This window comes from Aureimonas pseudogalii (genome assembly GCF_014196835.1).
GTDB classification, from domain to species: Bacteria; Pseudomonadota; Alphaproteobacteria; order Rhizobiales; family Rhizobiaceae; genus Aureimonas; species Aureimonas pseudogalii.
On the sequence record NZ_JACIEK010000004.1, the window covers coordinates 245,846 to 261,563 of the forward strand.

Annotated in this window: 12 protein-coding genes and 2 pseudogenes; 5 read left to right on the top strand and 9 right to left on the bottom strand. The window is 66.2% G+C overall.

What is annotated here, in order from left to right; all coding sequences use genetic code 11:
• Positions 1 to 595: 595 nt before the first annotated feature.
• Positions 596 to 2,830, top strand: coding sequence for an AAA family ATPase (locus GGR04_RS10860; RefSeq protein WP_183199894.1), 2,235 nt, complete (start codon positions 596 to 598; stop codon positions 2,828 to 2,830).
• A 220-nt stretch (positions 2,831 to 3,050) separates the two neighbouring features.
• On the opposite strand, the gene GGR04_RS10865 is transcribed toward GGR04_RS10860, so the two are convergent.
• The 6 genes from GGR04_RS10865 to GGR04_RS10890 form a co-directional block, all read right to left on the bottom strand.
• Positions 3,051 to 3,704, bottom strand: coding sequence for a hypothetical protein (locus GGR04_RS10865; protein WP_210291749.1), 654 nt, complete (start codon positions 3,702 to 3,704; stop codon positions 3,051 to 3,053).
• A 496-nt stretch (positions 3,705 to 4,200) separates the two neighbouring features.
• On the bottom strand, positions 4,201 to 4,794 hold the full coding sequence (locus tag GGR04_RS10870) for a 7-cyano-7-deazaguanine synthase (protein WP_183199895.1): 594 nt from the start codon (positions 4,792 to 4,794) through the stop codon (positions 4,201 to 4,203).
• Entirely contained in the window at positions 4,791 to 5,777 is a 987-nt protein-coding gene (locus GGR04_RS10875) for a hypothetical protein (RefSeq protein WP_183199896.1), read from the bottom strand. Before GGR04_RS10875 ends, GGR04_RS10870 begins: the two co-directional genes overlap by 4 nt.
• Positions 5,774 to 6,982: a PfkB family carbohydrate kinase gene (locus GGR04_RS10880; RefSeq protein WP_183199897.1), complete on the bottom strand. Its 1,209-nt coding sequence runs from the start codon at positions 6,980 to 6,982 to the stop codon at positions 5,774 to 5,776. Before GGR04_RS10880 ends, GGR04_RS10875 begins: the two co-directional genes overlap by 4 nt.
• Positions 6,979 to 7,335: a hypothetical protein gene (locus tag GGR04_RS10885; RefSeq protein WP_183199898.1), complete on the bottom strand. Its 357-nt coding sequence runs from the start codon at positions 7,333 to 7,335 to the stop codon at positions 6,979 to 6,981. Before GGR04_RS10885 ends, GGR04_RS10880 begins: the two co-directional genes overlap by 4 nt.
• Before the next feature lie 94 nt (positions 7,336 to 7,429).
• The gene (locus GGR04_RS10890; RefSeq protein WP_183199899.1) at positions 7,430 to 8,173 is read right to left on the bottom strand and encodes an 8-oxoguanine DNA glycosylase; all 744 of its coding nucleotides are present in this window, start codon (positions 8,171 to 8,173) and stop codon (positions 7,430 to 7,432) included.
• 207 nt (positions 8,174 to 8,380) lie between these two features.
• Here GGR04_RS10890 and dgt point away from each other — a divergent pair, with 207 nt between their 5' ends.
• Entirely contained in the window at positions 8,381 to 9,973 is a 1,593-nt protein-coding gene (dgt, locus tag GGR04_RS10895) for a dGTP triphosphohydrolase (protein ID WP_183199900.1), read from the top strand.
• Positions 9,951 to 10,784: a hypothetical protein gene (locus GGR04_RS10900; RefSeq protein WP_183199901.1), complete on the top strand. Its 834-nt coding sequence runs from the start codon at positions 9,951 to 9,953 to the stop codon at positions 10,782 to 10,784. Before dgt ends, GGR04_RS10900 begins: the two co-directional genes overlap by 23 nt.
• A gap of 282 nt (positions 10,785 to 11,066) precedes the next feature.
• On the opposite strand, the gene GGR04_RS10905 is transcribed toward GGR04_RS10900, so the two are convergent.
• Entirely contained in the window at positions 11,067 to 13,103 is a 2,037-nt protein-coding gene (locus tag GGR04_RS10905; protein WP_183199902.1) for a hypothetical protein, read from the bottom strand.
• A gap of 486 nt (positions 13,104 to 13,589) precedes the next feature.
• On the opposite strand from GGR04_RS10905, the gene GGR04_RS10910 reads away from it, so the two are divergent.
• On the top strand, positions 13,590 to 13,799 hold the full coding sequence (locus GGR04_RS10910) for a hypothetical protein (RefSeq protein ID WP_183199903.1): 210 nt from the start codon (positions 13,590 to 13,592) through the stop codon (positions 13,797 to 13,799).
• 204 nt (positions 13,800 to 14,003) lie between these two features.
• Here the strand turns inward: GGR04_RS10910 and GGR04_RS10915 are convergent.
• Positions 14,004 to 14,453, bottom strand: a pseudogene (locus GGR04_RS10915) (LysR substrate-binding domain-containing protein); the annotation flags it as partial.
• A gap of 323 nt (positions 14,454 to 14,776) precedes the next feature.
• Between GGR04_RS10915 and GGR04_RS10920 the strand changes: the two are divergent.
• Positions 14,777 to 15,415, top strand: a complete 639-nt coding sequence (locus GGR04_RS10920; protein WP_183199904.1) for a hypothetical protein — start codon at positions 14,777 to 14,779, stop codon at positions 15,413 to 15,415.
• A gap of 142 nt (positions 15,416 to 15,557) precedes the next feature.
• On the opposite strand, the pseudogene GGR04_RS10925 reads toward GGR04_RS10920, so the two are convergent.
• Positions 15,558 to 15,718: pseudogene (locus tag GGR04_RS10925) on the bottom strand (IS5/IS1182 family transposase); the annotation flags it as partial.

A 15,718-nucleotide genomic window follows, 5' to 3' on the forward strand; every position in this document is an offset into this window, starting at 1 on the left:
GAGAAGCCCGATCGTTCATTGTACGACCGGCAGCAACGGTAGACCCCGTTAGGAGTTTCCATGCTCGCGAATGGCGCGCTGGACGCCCGGACGAGCGAGCTGACGGCTTCGAGCGTCTTCACCTGCCGCCTGGCGTGCGCCACTGCTCGGGCGTGAGGGGCCAAGGCTGATCGATCTCCTGACGCCGATGATGCGCTGGGTCGAGGCGATGCAGGGAAGCGGATTCGGCCAGCCGTGCGGCATCTTGGTGTGGGAACCCGGTTCGACCAAAGGCGCCAAGTCGCCGTCCGGCGTCGCCCGTGCGCCGGCGAACTTGGAGGCGGGCGCTTCGACCGGACGGACACGGTCCATCTATCCGTATCCGCTCGTCGCACGATAGAACGGCTCGGGCAACTAGATGAGGTCACGAGTTGCGTCCGCGGCGACGCGTCCATGATTGTCGAGGTGCCGGACCGGACGGGATCCGGCTTTTGCGAACCCTCTGTTGCCCAACAACGGTGAAGCGGGGGACGGACAGCACCGCCCCCTTCAGATCCGCGCCTTTACGTCTAGGATGAGCCCTGCGAACGACACGTTGGCGGATCGGGGAGGTGCCGTGCTTCAGGAAATCAAGGTGGCGGGCCACGGAAGCTACCGCACCGAGGGACAGGTCCTTGCGCCGCTCAAGGCCGTGAACTTCCTGTTCGGCACGAACGGGGCGGGCAAGACGACTATCTCGCGGGTGATCCATGACCCGGACGCCCACGCCCCGTCCTCGCTGACGTGGAGAAGCGACCGGCCGCTACCATGCCTCGTCTACAACAGCGACTTCGTCGCGCGGAACTTCGCGGCCCAGATGCCGGGCATCTTCACCCTCGGAGAGGCGGCGCACGACACCCTGGAAAGGATCGAGCGGCAGAAAGGAGTGGTGGACGGCCTCGAGGCGGACATCGCCCAGATGCGCGGGACGCTCGGCCCCGGGGACTGCTCCTCCGGCAAGCGCGGCGACCGGAAGGCGCTGCGCGACGAGTTCGAACGCGAATGCTGGAAGATCAAGATCCGGCACGACGCCCATTTCAAGGAATCGCTCCAAGGCCTCCGGAACTCGGCCGCGAAGTTCTGCGACCGGGTCCTGGAGGAGGCGCGGGACAACACGGCCGACGCCGTCGACGTCGAGGAATTGAGGCGGGCGGCGGCGATCCTCTTCGGCAGGGCGGGCGAGCCGCACGTGTCCCTGCCGTTGGTCGATCTGGGAGACCTCCTGGCCGTCGAGGGGGAGGCGGTGCTCGCGCGCCGTGTCATAGGCAAGGAAGACGTCGACGTCGCCGCGCTCATCAGGCGGCTCGGCAACAGCGACTGGGTGAGGCAGGGCTTGCCCTACCTCGGGGAGGGGCGGACCTGCCCCTTCTGCCAGCAGGCGATGACCGCCGACCTGGTCGATAGGATCGAAGGCTACTTCGACGAGACCTACCTCAACGAGGTCGCCACCATCTCGAAGGCGCATGATACCTACGAGGTGCTCACCGGGTCCGCCTTGCGGCACCTCAATGACCTGCTGGCTTTGGAAAGCCCGCATATCGACGCCGATGCGCTCCGGGGGGAGATCGGTCGGCTGGGGGATAGGCTGGCGGTGAACCTGCGGCTACTCGCCAAAAAGAAGCGCGAGCCCAGCGCGCCCGTCGTCCTCGAGACGATCGAGGAACTGGCGCGGCCCATAGCAGCGCGTGTCGCAGCGGCGAACGATGTCGTGGCCGAGCATAACCGGATCGTGGCCAACATCGCCGAGGAACGGCGGATGCACACCCGCCGGGTCTGGCGATGCCTGCTGAACGAAAGTGCGGAGGCGATCCGGATGTACACGAAGAAATTCGGCGATCTCGACAGAGCGATCAATGGCCTCGCGAGCGGCATCGAAGCCAAGGGGCGTCGGCTCGCGGACGCGAGGGCGGAACTGCGCGAACTCGAAAGGCAGGTCACCAGCGTCCAGCCGACGGTAGCCGCCATCAACGGCCTCCTGGCGTCGTTCGGCTTCACAAACTTCGTCCTCCGGACGGCGGGCGACAGGGACCACCTATACGAGGTCGTCCGCGGCGACGGGCAGAGCGCCACCACGACGCTCAGCGAGGGCGAACGCAGCTTCGTCTCGTTCCTGTACTTCTACCACCTGATCCGCGGCGGGGTCTCCGAGGCGGACGTGACCTCCGACCGGATCGTCGTATTCGACGATCCGGTGTCCAGCCTCGACAGCGACGTGCTGTTCATCGTCAGCGCACTGATCAAGCGGGTGCTGAGAGAGGCGGAGGGCGGCACGGGCCAGGTCAAGCAGGTCTTCCTGCTGACTCACAACATCTACTTCCACAAGGAGGTGTCGTACGATCCCAGGCGCGGGACGGAGGCTCGCGCTACCGAAACTTTCTGGATCGTGAGGAAGCACGGCGACGCTTCCATAATCATCGGCTACCCCACGAATCCAATCAAGACTTCCTATGAGCTTCTCTGGGCGGAGGTCCGAAACCCGAACCGTTCGACGGCAACCATCCAGAACACCCTCCGCCGCATCGTGGAGAATTATTTCAAGATCCTCGGAAATGTCGACACCGATCAGATCGTCGCCCGCTTCGAGGGGCGGGACCAGCAGGTCTGCGCCTCCCTGTTCTCGTGGGTGAACGACGGGTCGCATGGCGTACACGACGACCTTTACGTCTCTGCCGACGAGACAGTCGTCGAGCGGTATCTCGACGTGTTCCGCAGGATCTTCATCGAGACCGACCACGTTGCCCACTATCGGATGATGATGGGGTCGGGTGTGCAAGCCGCGGCTTCACCCGCGGTGGCCGAGGCAGCCTTGTGAGAATTGGATTCGTTCGAGTGCAGCCGTGGACCGGGCTGACGTGCGGGCGCCCGCGCAACGAAGCCGTGCTCTGGAAGGACTAGCGTGAGCGATGACGCGCAATGCCTTGAGGGTGGGTTTGCGACGGGTACCCAATGCGGCGTGCCGACTGCGGCGTCTGCCCGCTCAGAAGGGTGGTCTCGGCACGTCGGCGGTGACCCGAGCATGCTACGGTCCATCGTCATTCCTGCGGCACATACATCGGCTCTGGATAGGGAAGTCGCCGAACGATCTCCCTCATGAGCGAGAGGTATCCGCGGATGGAGTTCTCAAGTTCGGCCGCGTCGCCTATGGGCCTGTCCTTAAATGCGTGGATCGCGTTCCGACGTTGCTGGACCAGCTCCATGAGTCCGAGCTGGTCTTGGTCGAGGATGCCGTTCGCGGCGCAGTATTTGCGCAGCGGCTCCAACGTCAGGCCGTCGGGACTATGTGCTTTCGCCTTCTTGTGGTCGTAGGCGTTGGCCTTCTTGAGGTTGTCCAGGTCGCTTCGGTACGTATCGTAGTAGACGGAGAGCAGCAGCTTCACCGACCCCTCGATCAGAGATCCCAAGTTCGCCCAGGCGAGGATCAGCTCGGCTGGGGAAAGGGTCGGTCGATCGATCCACATATGGAGGGTTTGCGACAGGGACACCTGCCAGTCGAGGCGCGACTTCCCGAGCAGCCCGGCGGCTTCCGCCGGAGCCCAGCCATCGCTTTTCGACCAGAAGTCGCCGATCTGGGAATTGAGGTCTTCGATCCTTGTCACCACCTCGGCGATCGGGAGTGAACCGATCGGCGCGGCCGACACGTCGTTCCCCCAGCGAATCGTCGTCTTGCTGGATATGATCCGAGCCATTTCTTGTCCTCGTGACGCGCTGAACCGTTGCACGGCCCGTCGCCCCGTCAGCAAGCGGGCTGGACGCAGGTTGCCGGGCGGGAAGAGGTGGCCCGAGCGCCCGCAAATTCTCGTAGCACGTGCGCGACGGTAACCGCGAACTCCGTTTGAGGCATGCGGCGAGGTCGAGCATCCGGAGGCCTTTCCTCGGTACCGACCGCAGGCGTCAGGACAGCAATGCCCAGCTTCATCGGACGGCCCGTGGTATCCCGAGGCTTCTGGAATAGGGGCAGGCAATTCCCCGACCGGAGTTGCGGCTCCGGGGAGGACATCCGCTCGCCGCCCGTCGGCCGTCGACGGGAGGCGACGCATCGAGAACCCCCGTGGGCGGCGGCCGCGACGCGGTGCCGCGCCGTTGATTGTGGTGTCGCGATGGCCCTGCTCATGTGGCGGTTGCGTGACTGGACTGAGTCGGGTCGCACAACGTGGTTCGGAAGAGCTGCGCCCGTCCATCTGTTCAGATGCCGGATACGTCTAGTTCATCGATCGTCCGGAGCCGCTTCGTGCATCCGCGGCACTGGCCGCACGCGTACGGCCCCGAGTGACAGGAGAACGTCAGGCCGAGCAGCTCCCGCGGCAGCGACGACCGCCGCAGCAGCTCGACCGGGTCCCTGTCGCGCGCGGGCGCCGATACGCGCACGCCGCCTTCCTGAACCGAAAGCGCTTGGTCGATGGCATGGAGGAACGGCGCCTTGCCGTCGGCGTGGGTGTCGGTCGCGACGGCGCCGATGACGATCTCCGACAGGCCGTCGGCAACGTACCGCATGGCGGCGAGGGTGATCAGCATCTGGTTGCGGCAGGGCCACCACTCCGGGCCGCTGGCGAGGTGCGAGGCGTCCCGCCCGGCCATGTCGCCGGACCCGAGTGCCGACAGTTCGACGCGCAGGACCTCGTGGCGAAGGTCGAGCGCTTCGGCGATGGCGGCTGAGGCGCTGATCTCGCCCGCCGATGGGCGTTGGCCGTAGTCGACTGTTAGGCAGATGTCGGGACGAAGGTCGGCAGCGAGGGCGGAGGAGTCCAGACCACCCGACAACAGGAGCAGGCGACTCAAGGTGCGAGCGACTTGGCGTTGGTTTGCCCGTCGTTCACCAGAATGGATGTGAGGTCTACGAGGGTGTTGCCCAGTGCAGCCTCTCGAATGCTTTCCGCGTGGGTCTCGATGTCATCCGCGCTTGCTTTCGCTACGAAAGACCGCAGGGCAAGTGGGGCGTTGCCCACCGTCACGAGCGCTTCCAATAGTTGTCGAAGCTGAATCAAACGGAGTTCTCGTTCGTGATGAGCCCTGAGTTCGTCGAAGAAGGGAATAAAGCTCTCGACTTCGCGAAGAAACGTCTCATCCATCATGATAATACCCCAAACCGTAGGCCACAGGTCGGCCTTGTTCATGCTCGCCGCGAGAACGGCCTTCTTCAGCTTGGCTTTGGCGTCCGCATCCGACACGTCGCGCTCCAGCAGATCGAGCGCGTCCTTGAATAGCTTGAAATCTTTCGCGTCCCGCAGGCTCAAGCGCAGGATCGCATCCGCAACTAGTCCCGTCGCGAACTGCTCACGCTCGATGCGTTCGATATCGACGACGGCATAGTCGATGTATCCGAGGTCCCGACGGCCGTGCAAGTTCTGATAGTGGCGCTTCTTCTTTGATCCTGAGTAGACGAGAACGTGATGCCAATTCTTATCAACGTGCTTCTTTTCCGTTGCCTCGAGAAACGCCTCCATGTACATCGCAAAACGCAAGCGCATGCCCGGATTGTGTGTCGACTGATACTCGATCGAAAGGATCGATTTGCCGTTCCGGACAATGAACAACCCGTCCGCGCGCAGATCCTTGTAGGGCGATGACCAGCCCAATGCGCTAGCCACCACCGTTGACGATATGTCGGTCTGAAGGGGCTGCTCGACTATCAGGTCTCCCTTCTCAAGCTCAAGAGCTGTCTCGGCGGTGCGCCTGATCGCGCTCGACCAGGGAACCAGACTTTTGAACAACGCGTCCCATTGCGGCTGCATCCTCTCGAACCTTGGGTTGCTCTGGCTCATGCCGCACCTCCGGGAAAGGGTGCCAGATACGACGCCCACACCGCCTTGTAAGCCGCCGTCGCCACGTCACCGACGACCTCGCACCCCGTCCCCGCGAACATCGTCAGGTCGCCCTCCATCACGTTCTCCGCCAACATGACGACGGGAATGCCGTTCGCCCTCGCGTGCCCGACCTCGAACAGCGTTCCCGGGTCCCGCCCGTCCATGACGGCGAGCACCGCGTCGCAGGACTCGAGCCCCGCCAAGTCCTCGGTCGCGATGCTGGACGACATCCCGCCCATGCCGACCTCGTGGAAGGGCGAGAACGGGGTCGCGCCTAGCGTGCCGATCGCGCGGACGAGCTGTTCGACCAGCCAGAGCTGTGCCGTCGTGAAGAAGGGGGCCGCGACGTAGATGCGCCCGGGGCGCCGATCCTTCGGAAGGGACACGCGCAGGCTCAGCTCTCGGCGGTTGCCCGGCGGGATGCCGCGCGTCTCGACGTAGACGGACACCGCGCGCGACGCGAGGTCCGCCGCCTCGACCGGGTCGGCGCCCTCGCGCATCCAAAGGTGCGAGAACACCCCGGTGAAGACGTCGCCGGAGCCGATCTTCATCACGCGCTCGGATCGGTAGGGCGGGACGCGGACGGGCGTGCCCCCGCGGCGGGCGACGAGCGCCCCGGCGGTGCCGCCCTTCACGACGACCGCGTCGGCGACCGCGAGCAGCGCCGCCGCCGCCTCGTCGGGCGATTCCTTGCCCGAGAGGTTCCGCGCCTCGCCCTCGTTCAGGACGAGCGCGAGGCTGTCCGCCGCCGAACCGTTCGCCGCGAACGGGACCGTCGCCCCGACGCCCTGGGGATCGTGCACGGCGCGTCGCGCGCGCACCCGCGCCTCGCACTCGAGCATGCCGAAGCGAACGACCTCGTCCCCGTCGACCACGAGCCCGCGGCACGCGGACGGCATGCCGTCCAGAAGGACGGGCGTCGCCATGGAGTGCGCGTAGACGAAGGCGACCTCGTCTTGGATGGCGGTGAGGTCGCAGTCCACTCCCATGGACGAGAAGGTCGCCCTCGCGTCCTCGATCCAGGTCTCGTGGGCGTACGACACGAGGCGGACGCCCTCCCGCCAGCGGCTTGCCGCGCAAGCCGCGCGGCCGCCCGACCCGAACACGCGGTCCCAGCGCTCCGAGTCGCAGATCTCGCGATAGGTTCCGCCGACGACGATCATGGCGTGGGCGTCCGGGCCACCCGAACCCGGCACGTGTTGGCGGTCTTCGCCGTGACGGTCGCCGAGTAGACGTTGCCGCCGCGGATGCAATCGATCAGGTTGGCGAGGCCCCGGAAGCCCGACAGGGTGCCCACGAACCCGCCGGACGGCGCGACGACCACGACCACGTCGTAACTGCCTTGCCGATGCAGGATCACGGTGCAGGCCGTTCCGACCGGGACCGTCGCCAGCACCGTGGGGTCGACGCTTTCAAGGTCCGCGTCGAACCGAAAGTCGCAGCGGTCCGCACCCGACGCGGCCGCTCCGCCGCTTCCCGCGCCCGGCCGCGGCGATCCTCGCGTCAGGCTGTCCAAGTTGCTGCTTCCACCCACGCTCGACCTCCGGCGAATCGCCCACGGACAACAGCCGTAGCACGCGCACGGGTTGCGACGCCAAGCGGCGGCGGGACTAACCTGAAGCCCGTGTGCCCGAGGACCGCATCTCCCGCCAGATCACGGCGTCGAGAAGCGAGGCGCGCACCCCAAGCGCGTCGGCAAACGCCAGGAAGCGGTCCTCCAGGGCGTCGTAGTCGCCGGGCAGTCGAGCGTCCGCGGGGAACAACTTCATCGCGACGCCTGCGCGAAGGACGTGGATGTCGAGGATGGCCACGTCGTCGGCGCCGAGCCAGTTGCGCGCGATCCACGAGGCCGTCTTCGGCCCGATGCCCGGTATCTCCATGAGAGCGGTCCTGAAGCCGCGCGACGTCGCGGCCGGCGGTGGCGAGTCATCGATCGAGCGCAGCGCGTCCGCAAGCCTGCGCGACCTCTGTCGCGGGAAGCGGTAGCGGAGGGTGCGACCCCCGACGTCGAGGGGGGTCGAGAGGACTGCCTCGACGTCTGCGGCGGATGGACGGCGACCGGGGTCCAGGAGCCCTTGCGAAAGGCACGCCGCGTGGGCCGCCTCGTTGACCTCCATTCGGATCCCGAAGCCACCGAGGATGCAGAAGGCGACCTCGTGGTGGAGCGGGCAGCCGTCCCTTCGGACGTAGTCGTCCGCCGGGTCCTCGGTCGCCGCCAACATCGACCAGTACGCCGGGCTGCCCAACCATCCGCTGCGGCCCCAGGCCACGCCCGGCAAGACCTCCGCGTCGGGCTGGGAAACGGCCGGAGCCGACGTCGGGCCGGCAGGGGCAGTCGGCTCATGCGTCGGCATGCCGAGAGGGTCGTCGAGCATGGCTTGTCCTCCGTCTTGGCCGCAGAAGGCACGCTGTCCCGGGTGCGGGGCTTGCGCGGCGCCGGGGGAGCCACATGGGCGATTCCCTGTGGACTGCCGCGGCCGGGAGGAACCGCGCGGCGGTCGCGCGATTGCCGCCGAGGGGTTTGCCCGGATAGGACTCGTGTCCCGTCGGAAGGAATCGCCATGGCCGCCCTCAACTGGACCAAGCTGCTTTCCGAAACGCGGCTGCCCTCGCCGAAGGTTGGTCCGGAAAGCGCGGAGGCGGGCCCCGGGAGCGAGGAGCGGCCGGCTGACGGTCCGTCGTCCGAACCGCCGGTCGTCCAACACCGCACCGCAGCCGAGCGCGACCACGACCGGATCCTCTTCGCGACTCCGACGCGCAGGCTTGGGGACAAGACCCAGGTTTTCCCACTCGAGCGCAACGAAAGTGTCTGCACCCGGCTGACCCACAGCCACGAGGTCTCGAACCTTGCCCGGTCATGCGGCACGAGCCTCGTCTATGGGCCGCTCTGGAGCCGCATCAAGGAGGACCTGCCGAACACGGACGCGGCTCACGACAACGCCCGGCGCTCGATTCCCGCGATGCTGGCCGCCGTAGGCCTCGCGCACGACATCGGCAACCCGCCGTTCGGGCATCAGGGCGAGAGCGCCATCCGGCAGTGGGTCTTCGACAACGAGTCCAGGATCTTCAAGGTCAGCAAGAAAGAGCGGAAGCGTCTCGGCGGCGAGGGGACGAAAGAGATCCAGAAGGACCTCGACCTCCTCGACTCCCGACACAAGACCGACTTCCGCAAGTTCGAGGGCAACGCCCAGAGCCTGAGGACGGTGTCGCGGCTCCAGGTCGTCAAGGACGGCCGCGGCCTGAACCTCAGCTTCGGCACGCTGGCCGCCCTCATGAAATACACGGTTGGATCGACCGATGCCGTGAAGAAGGACAAGAACGCCTCCCGGCGGAAGGTCGGCATCTACGCGTCGGAGGAGCGGCTCGCCAACGAGGTGCGGCAGGAGACAGGTCTGGCGGCCGGCGTGCGGCATCCGCTGACGTTCCTGATGGAGGCGTGCGACGACATCGCGTACTCGATCGTCGACGCCGAGGACGCGGTGAAGAAGGGGATCGTGTCGTTCGCGGACCTCATGGCTTGGATCAAAGCCCATGAATTCAGGTCGGACCGGGTCGTCGCCGAGCTGGTCGGGGACGTGGAGAAGGACTGCGTGTTTCCCGCGAAGCTAGCGTTGCCCCCGTCTGAACGCGACGACGTGAGCATGCAGATCTTCCGGACACGCGCGATGGGCGTCATGATCGGCGCAGTGTTGACGAGGTTCGAGGCCGGATACGATGAGATCATGGACGGCAAGTTCGAGGCACCGCTCGTCGACGCCAGCGACGCGTTCAAGCTTTGCGAGGTCCTCAAGGAGTTCGATCGCCTTTATGCCTACCGGAACCGCCAGGTGCTCGAGATCGAGTTGCGCGGCTTCAACACGCTGCACGGACTCATGACGCTCCTGTGGAGGGGCATCACGGAACGGGAAAAGTTTTTCGATCCCGCCTCCGAAAGGACGTCGCCCTTCGCGCGCTACGCCTACGGGCGCATCAGCGAGAACTACAAGCGGGTGTTCGAGGGACGGACGGGCGAGGGCGGGTGCAACGAGACGCTACCCATGCGGTACAGGGAACTTCAACTCCTGACCGACATGGTGGCGGGCATGACGGACCAGTACGCAATGGATATGTACAAGGAGTTGAGCGAGTTTCATGTCGGCGCATCCGCACACTGACGAGGCCCTGCTTAGGCGACGCGCCGCCTACTTCTTCAATACGGACCGCCGCGCGCGCGGCGAGGTGCGCGAGTTCGCGGCGCTGTTGTCCACGATGGGCGAGTGCGCGGTCGTCGGGGGCATGCTCCGCGACCTTTGCCTCGGCGGCCACGGCGCCTTCCGGTCGGACGTCGACTTCGTCGCGGACGTGGACGACATCGATGCGTTCGACCGCGCCATGGAGCGCATGGGCGCGACCGTGAACCGCTTCGGCGGCTACGGCGTGAAGCTCGCCGCGTGGCAGGTCGACGTATGGCCGCTCCAGCGCACGTGGGCCGCGCGGAAGCAGCACGCGGAGGTCCGGTGCCTCGACGACGTCCTCAAAACCACCTTCTTCGATTGGGACGCCGTCCTCTACTATCCCGCGACCGGCAGGGTCGCCGCGAAGGAGGGTTACTTCGGGCGACTGCGCGACCGGGTGATCGACGTGAACCTCCTGCCGAACCCGAACCCCGTCGGGAACGCGGTGCGGGCCCTTCGCTACGCATGCAGGTGGCAGGCGCGCTTGGCGCCGAAGCTCGCCGAGCATGTCGGGCGGCAGGTCAGGGACTGTGGCTGGGACGCGCTGCTCCTTGCGGAGGAGCGCTCCTTCCGCAAGAGGCACCTGCGCATGCTCGATGCCCGGGAGATCGAGCGGCGCCTCGCGGCGATCGCCGACGGCCGGGCGGTGGAGATCGTCGACGCCGGGCAGCCACGCCGCGAGCCGAAGGCCGCTTCCAAGCGGGCAGCCGCCGGCGGCGGAGCCTGTCGGCTCGCGATGGTGGGTTCCTGAGCCGAGCTTCCGGCAGGCGGCAGCGCGGCGACCCGGACGTGTCCCGGTCCGCCGCGCAGGCGGCGCTGGCTGAACGCCTTCACCCGACGGCATCCACCCGTCGTCTTTCGCGTCCGGGTTCTAGCGCTGCCTGACGGGTCTCCCCGGTCCGCCGGGACGGCGTGGAGCACGAAGACTTTTCCGATGCCCGTAGCCGATGGCCGGGCATCCGACCGCATCCGTCTGTTGCCAGCCATGCCTGTGCCAGCGTGATCCCACGGCTTCAACCGGACGGATACGTGGTCATTCGCCGGGGTCGGAAGCCCCCGGAACGCCGCTCCCCGCCGGAATGTCGTCCGGCGGTGCAGACGCTTCCTGGGGAGCGAGCGGAATCTTCGGGGCCGCGTGCAGCCTGACGAGCGCTGCGTCGTCCTTGGGCAAGGCGATGCAGAACGAGTTCTTGAACCGCCAGCGGAAGCCGTCGTCGTTCGGCCGCCCGTCGAAGGTGTGTTCCATCACTCGCTCTCCCGCGAGCGAGAGCACGACCGCATGCTGTCCCGGCGCGCAGTGGATCTCGCGCGCTGGCCCGCTGTCGTCCCGCCACAGCGCGACCGACCAGTTCGGTTTCCAGGGCTCGATGCCCTGGGCCATCTGCTGTTTCGGAATGGTCTTGTTCGCCCGTTCGATGAGCGCCCGCGAGGTAAAGGTCAGGACGGAGGATCCCGGGTCTTCCGCAAGCCCGGTGGCGTATCGGGCCGGCCACCGCAGCGGGACCTGCGCGGTGTCCATCAGCAGGCAGATGACGAGGTTCGGTCCGAGGCTGCGCAACGTGCCGTGGCAAGGATCCGACCGCGCCAGGTCCTCGCAGATGAGGACCGAGAACGAGGACCCCTGGCGGAAGGCGTTGGTGTGCAGTTGCCGCCGCTCGAGCTGGATGCCCTCCCACCAGAGCGTGTCGACGTCCAGTTGCCGTTCGAGCCCGTACGTCTCGATCTGGCTGCGGTCGAGGCGCCAGCGATGGTGCTTGGGCCGGGAGGTCGACTGAATCGCTGTTCCAGCCTCTTCCCAGTAGACCGAGCTTGTCAGCTCGAAGTTGCCTTCGTCGCCCTCGCAGTTGGAGAACGATCCCGAAACGAGGAACTCGATGCCAGGGAACGTCGTCGCGAGGCGCTCGATGACCGTGCGATGGTGTTCCCACCTCAAGGAGAATTCAGGGAACACGACGCCATGGATCGGTGCATGCGAGGCCCGGACTAGCGCGACCACGAAGTCGGCGAGGACATCCGGGTCGGCGGGCAGCCATCCCTGCTTGAGGTCGAACCAGCCCCAGGGAACGCCACCCGGCTCGACTGGCTCGCGGATGGCATGGAACCACTCCGGCTCGACCTCGTAGGGAAACGGCACGAGGAGCAGGTTGAGCCCCGCACCGACCTCGTTCCTGCTGTAGCCGGACATGCGGCGCCAGGATGTCGCGATCTGCGCAGCCGGATCGAGGAATGCCAGGTTGTGGGACAGGGTGCGGAAGGCCGAGCCCACCTGCGGCGTGCGCGATTTCGGCTGCACGGCCACCAGGTCGGGATTCGCCATGATGGTTATCGTCGTCGACAAGGTGTTGGTGAGCAGATGCTGCGTCACCTGCTGCGGGGTGGCCGTCGACGTCTGCTGGGGATCTGCGGAAGGCGGTTCTGAGCTCTCAAGCGCGAAGGCCTCGAAGGAAGTCATGACGTTCGCGACCAACGGAAGCCCGTTCTCGGACCCGGATGCCGTTAGGCGGCCCGCTCCGTAGCCCGCGCCGGCGGACGCCTCATCGGCCATGATGAGCAGGCCAAGGGCAGCCTCGAGCCAGTCCGGCGGGTTCTGGTTCCGCTTGGGTGTATAATGGAGTCCCCAGGTTTTGGCGGCGAGGAGGACGTCCCAGAGGTCTTGGGCGACTTGAGGCACCTTGCCGTAGAGCCACTCCGCGCTCGCCGCCACCCAGGCCTTGTGCGTCGCGTCGCTCACCGTGCGGAACGGCAGCTTCCACTGGGCCTGCCGCCCGGGCATCACGTACTGGAAGATGCCCGAGCTATCGAGAAGGTACGCGGCCGCGGCGAAGGCATCCGGTGGCCAGTCGGGAACGGTGTCGATCGACAGGGCGTGAACTGCGGGGGAGTCGGAATGCGCGGGTCCGGGGTTATCAGCCGCGTTCGCTCCCTCGTCCGACGGCTCCGCGTGAGCTTCTCCGCCCGCCGCCTCCGCGCCGCCGTCCGCCTCCTCCACCCGACGTGGGACGTTCGTGCCGTTCGGGAACAGCATTCGAATGGCATCGGGGACGGTGACGCGGTTGAAGCTCTGGCTCATGCGACCATTCGGGACTGGGGATGGGGCGCCCTATCGACACGCGGGCCGACCGGGCGTTGCCGTCACTTCGGCGTCATGGTCCCAAAAAGGCGTACAACCGTTTCGAGTCAAGTGTTCCAACCCGAGAGGGCGCGCTGCTGCGTGCCGGTGGCCAGCGACTCGAGCGGGTAGGCAAGGATGGCCCCCTTTCGGTACCCCTTCAAAACCGTCGGACGGCATACCATCTGCAAGTCATGGGCGAGCCCGACCGGCCGCCGCTCCCGGCATGGGCGCCACGTCACCGGAACAAGTCCGCACCCTATCCGTTTGCCTGCGGAGTGGTGTAGGGTGAGCCGTCGCGTGGCGAGCCTTGCGCTGGGCAGGGCGCGTATGCAATGTCGTCCCGTCGGACGACGATTGGTTCATGACTCGGTGATCTTCGTCTGTCATGCTGGAGGGCGTCACGACTCCCGTCCGGCAAGTTTGTTCTGGAAGGTATCTGAATCGATGAGTGCAACATACAACAGCGCGGTTCGTGAGGGTTGGCGTCGGGCCGCCGCCGAAATCCGTGAGCCGTTGCGCAGGCAGATGCAGGAAAACCTCGGTTCGGCCGGCATCCTCGACTCGTGGATGAGCCGCATGCTTGAGAACAACGTCGACCGATCGAGCCGCGATCCCGACGAACCAGCGCTCCGCCGCGTGGGCAGCGATCGCTGAGCTGCTTCGTTCCTGAGTATCGATGGAGTTCTGGGGCTGGTCGCCGTGGCGATCCGGCCCCTTTTCACGTCCGGGCTCCGCTGTAACGGAAGGCTGCGGGAAGCCATGCTTCGCGGACGCTCGGGATGCGGTTTCCCTATCGGGTCATCCACCTCCGTTTTTGCTTCGGGACGTTGAACCCGGATTTCCGGTCCCCTTGTCGTCTCAACCGCGGTATCGCAGGGCGTCGACGACGAGCGTGAAGGCAGCCGAGGGCTGCCGACGGCTGGGGAAGTAGAGGTAGTAACCCGGGAACGGGTCGCACCAGTCGCGGAGGACGCTGACGAGTTCGCCCGAGGCGACGAAGGGCTCGACGTAGTCCGCGGGAAGGTAGGCAAGCCCCAGGCATTCCAGCGCGCCGAGACGAGCAAGGGCGTTGGAGTTCACGAGAAGCTGGCCCTCGACGCGGACGTTCAGGCTGCGGCCCGCCTTCTCGAATTCCCAGACAGCCCAGCCGCTCGTCGCGGTGTAGCGCAGGTTGATGCAGTTGTGGTTGGCGAGGTCGTGCGGCGTCGCGGGCGGCGGATGGTCGTGGAAGTAGCCGTGCGAGCCGACGATCGCCATGCGCATGTCGGGTGAGATGCGCACCGCCACCATGTCCTGTGCCACCGTCTCGGCCCCTGGATCACGAGGGTGCCAAGGGTGACGGCGAAGGCGCAGAACAGGAGCATGCCACGCTCGGGGAAGTCACCCGGCAGGGCGAAGCGGATGGAGACGGGGCAGATGAGGGGGACGCGGACGCAGATGACGACGCCGCGGCGCCCTCCCAGTTGACCACCGTCCTCACCACGCACTCGCCGCACATCCCGTCGAACTCTCGATGGAGGTCGACCTGCGCTCCCAACGCCGGCCACCCCTGCAATGCTGGAATTGCGGCCTGGGACGTTTTGGGTACGCTCGTCGGAACCACCGTTCGGCACGTTCGAGAAAGCAAGCAGATGCTCTCCTCCCAGCCCGAGATCGGGACCGTCATAGCCATCAGCGGAATGGTAGTCGGCTTGGTCGGCGCCGGTTGCGCCCTCGTCGGCGGAGGCATCGCCTTCTACAACAGCCGCAAGGCGGTCCATTGGAAGCGCGCCGAGCTCGCTAACTCCTACCTGCGGGACTTCAACAACAACCCAGAACTCGTCTTCGCCTGTCGGTGCCTGGACTGGAATGGCGGACGCCTTCCGCTTCCGGAGAGTTTGCGGGCGATCAACGACGACGCCAAGTTCATCGAACACGACCGCGCCGTCTTTCGGGAGGCCCTGCGGCCCGACCTCCGGACCGACGAGTTCGAGCATGACCCCCGCATCCAGATATACCGGATGGCGATCGACTCGTTCCTGTCGTGGCTTGCGCTCGTGGCAGGTGCCCTCGAAAGGAACCTGTTCGTCGCCGAGGACATCGAGGAGGTCGGGTATTGGGTGGCGAAGCTCGAGAGCGAGCAGGTGATGCGCCCGTTCATCGTAGCCTACGGGTATCAGGCGAGCGTCGAAAAGTTGGTCCGGTGCTTTCGCGAGGGGAAGGGAGCCTACCAGAGATGGGTCTTTCCCCCGAATCCAGCCGGAACCGCCACACGGGAACGCCAGTCCTAGCGGCGGCGTCCCCGCGTGCGCGTCCGTCCATTGCCGATCGGCCCGATGGCGGGGATGGGTCACGAGGCTGTGTCAAAACTCGGTAGCTGATGGGCTCGATGAGGCGAACCGTATGCAGGTGTAAGACGACGGGGCAGCGTGCTCAGGTCCGGATGGCTTCGATGAGCTTTGCTGTGCCGAACAGGCGGGTCATACGCTTGATGTTGTAGGCCAGGATCGCAAGGCTCATCTCGGTTCGGACGTTTGAAAGGCCCTTCGTCAGGAAGGGTGTCGCGCCCATCCAGGCCTTCAGCGTGCCGAAGA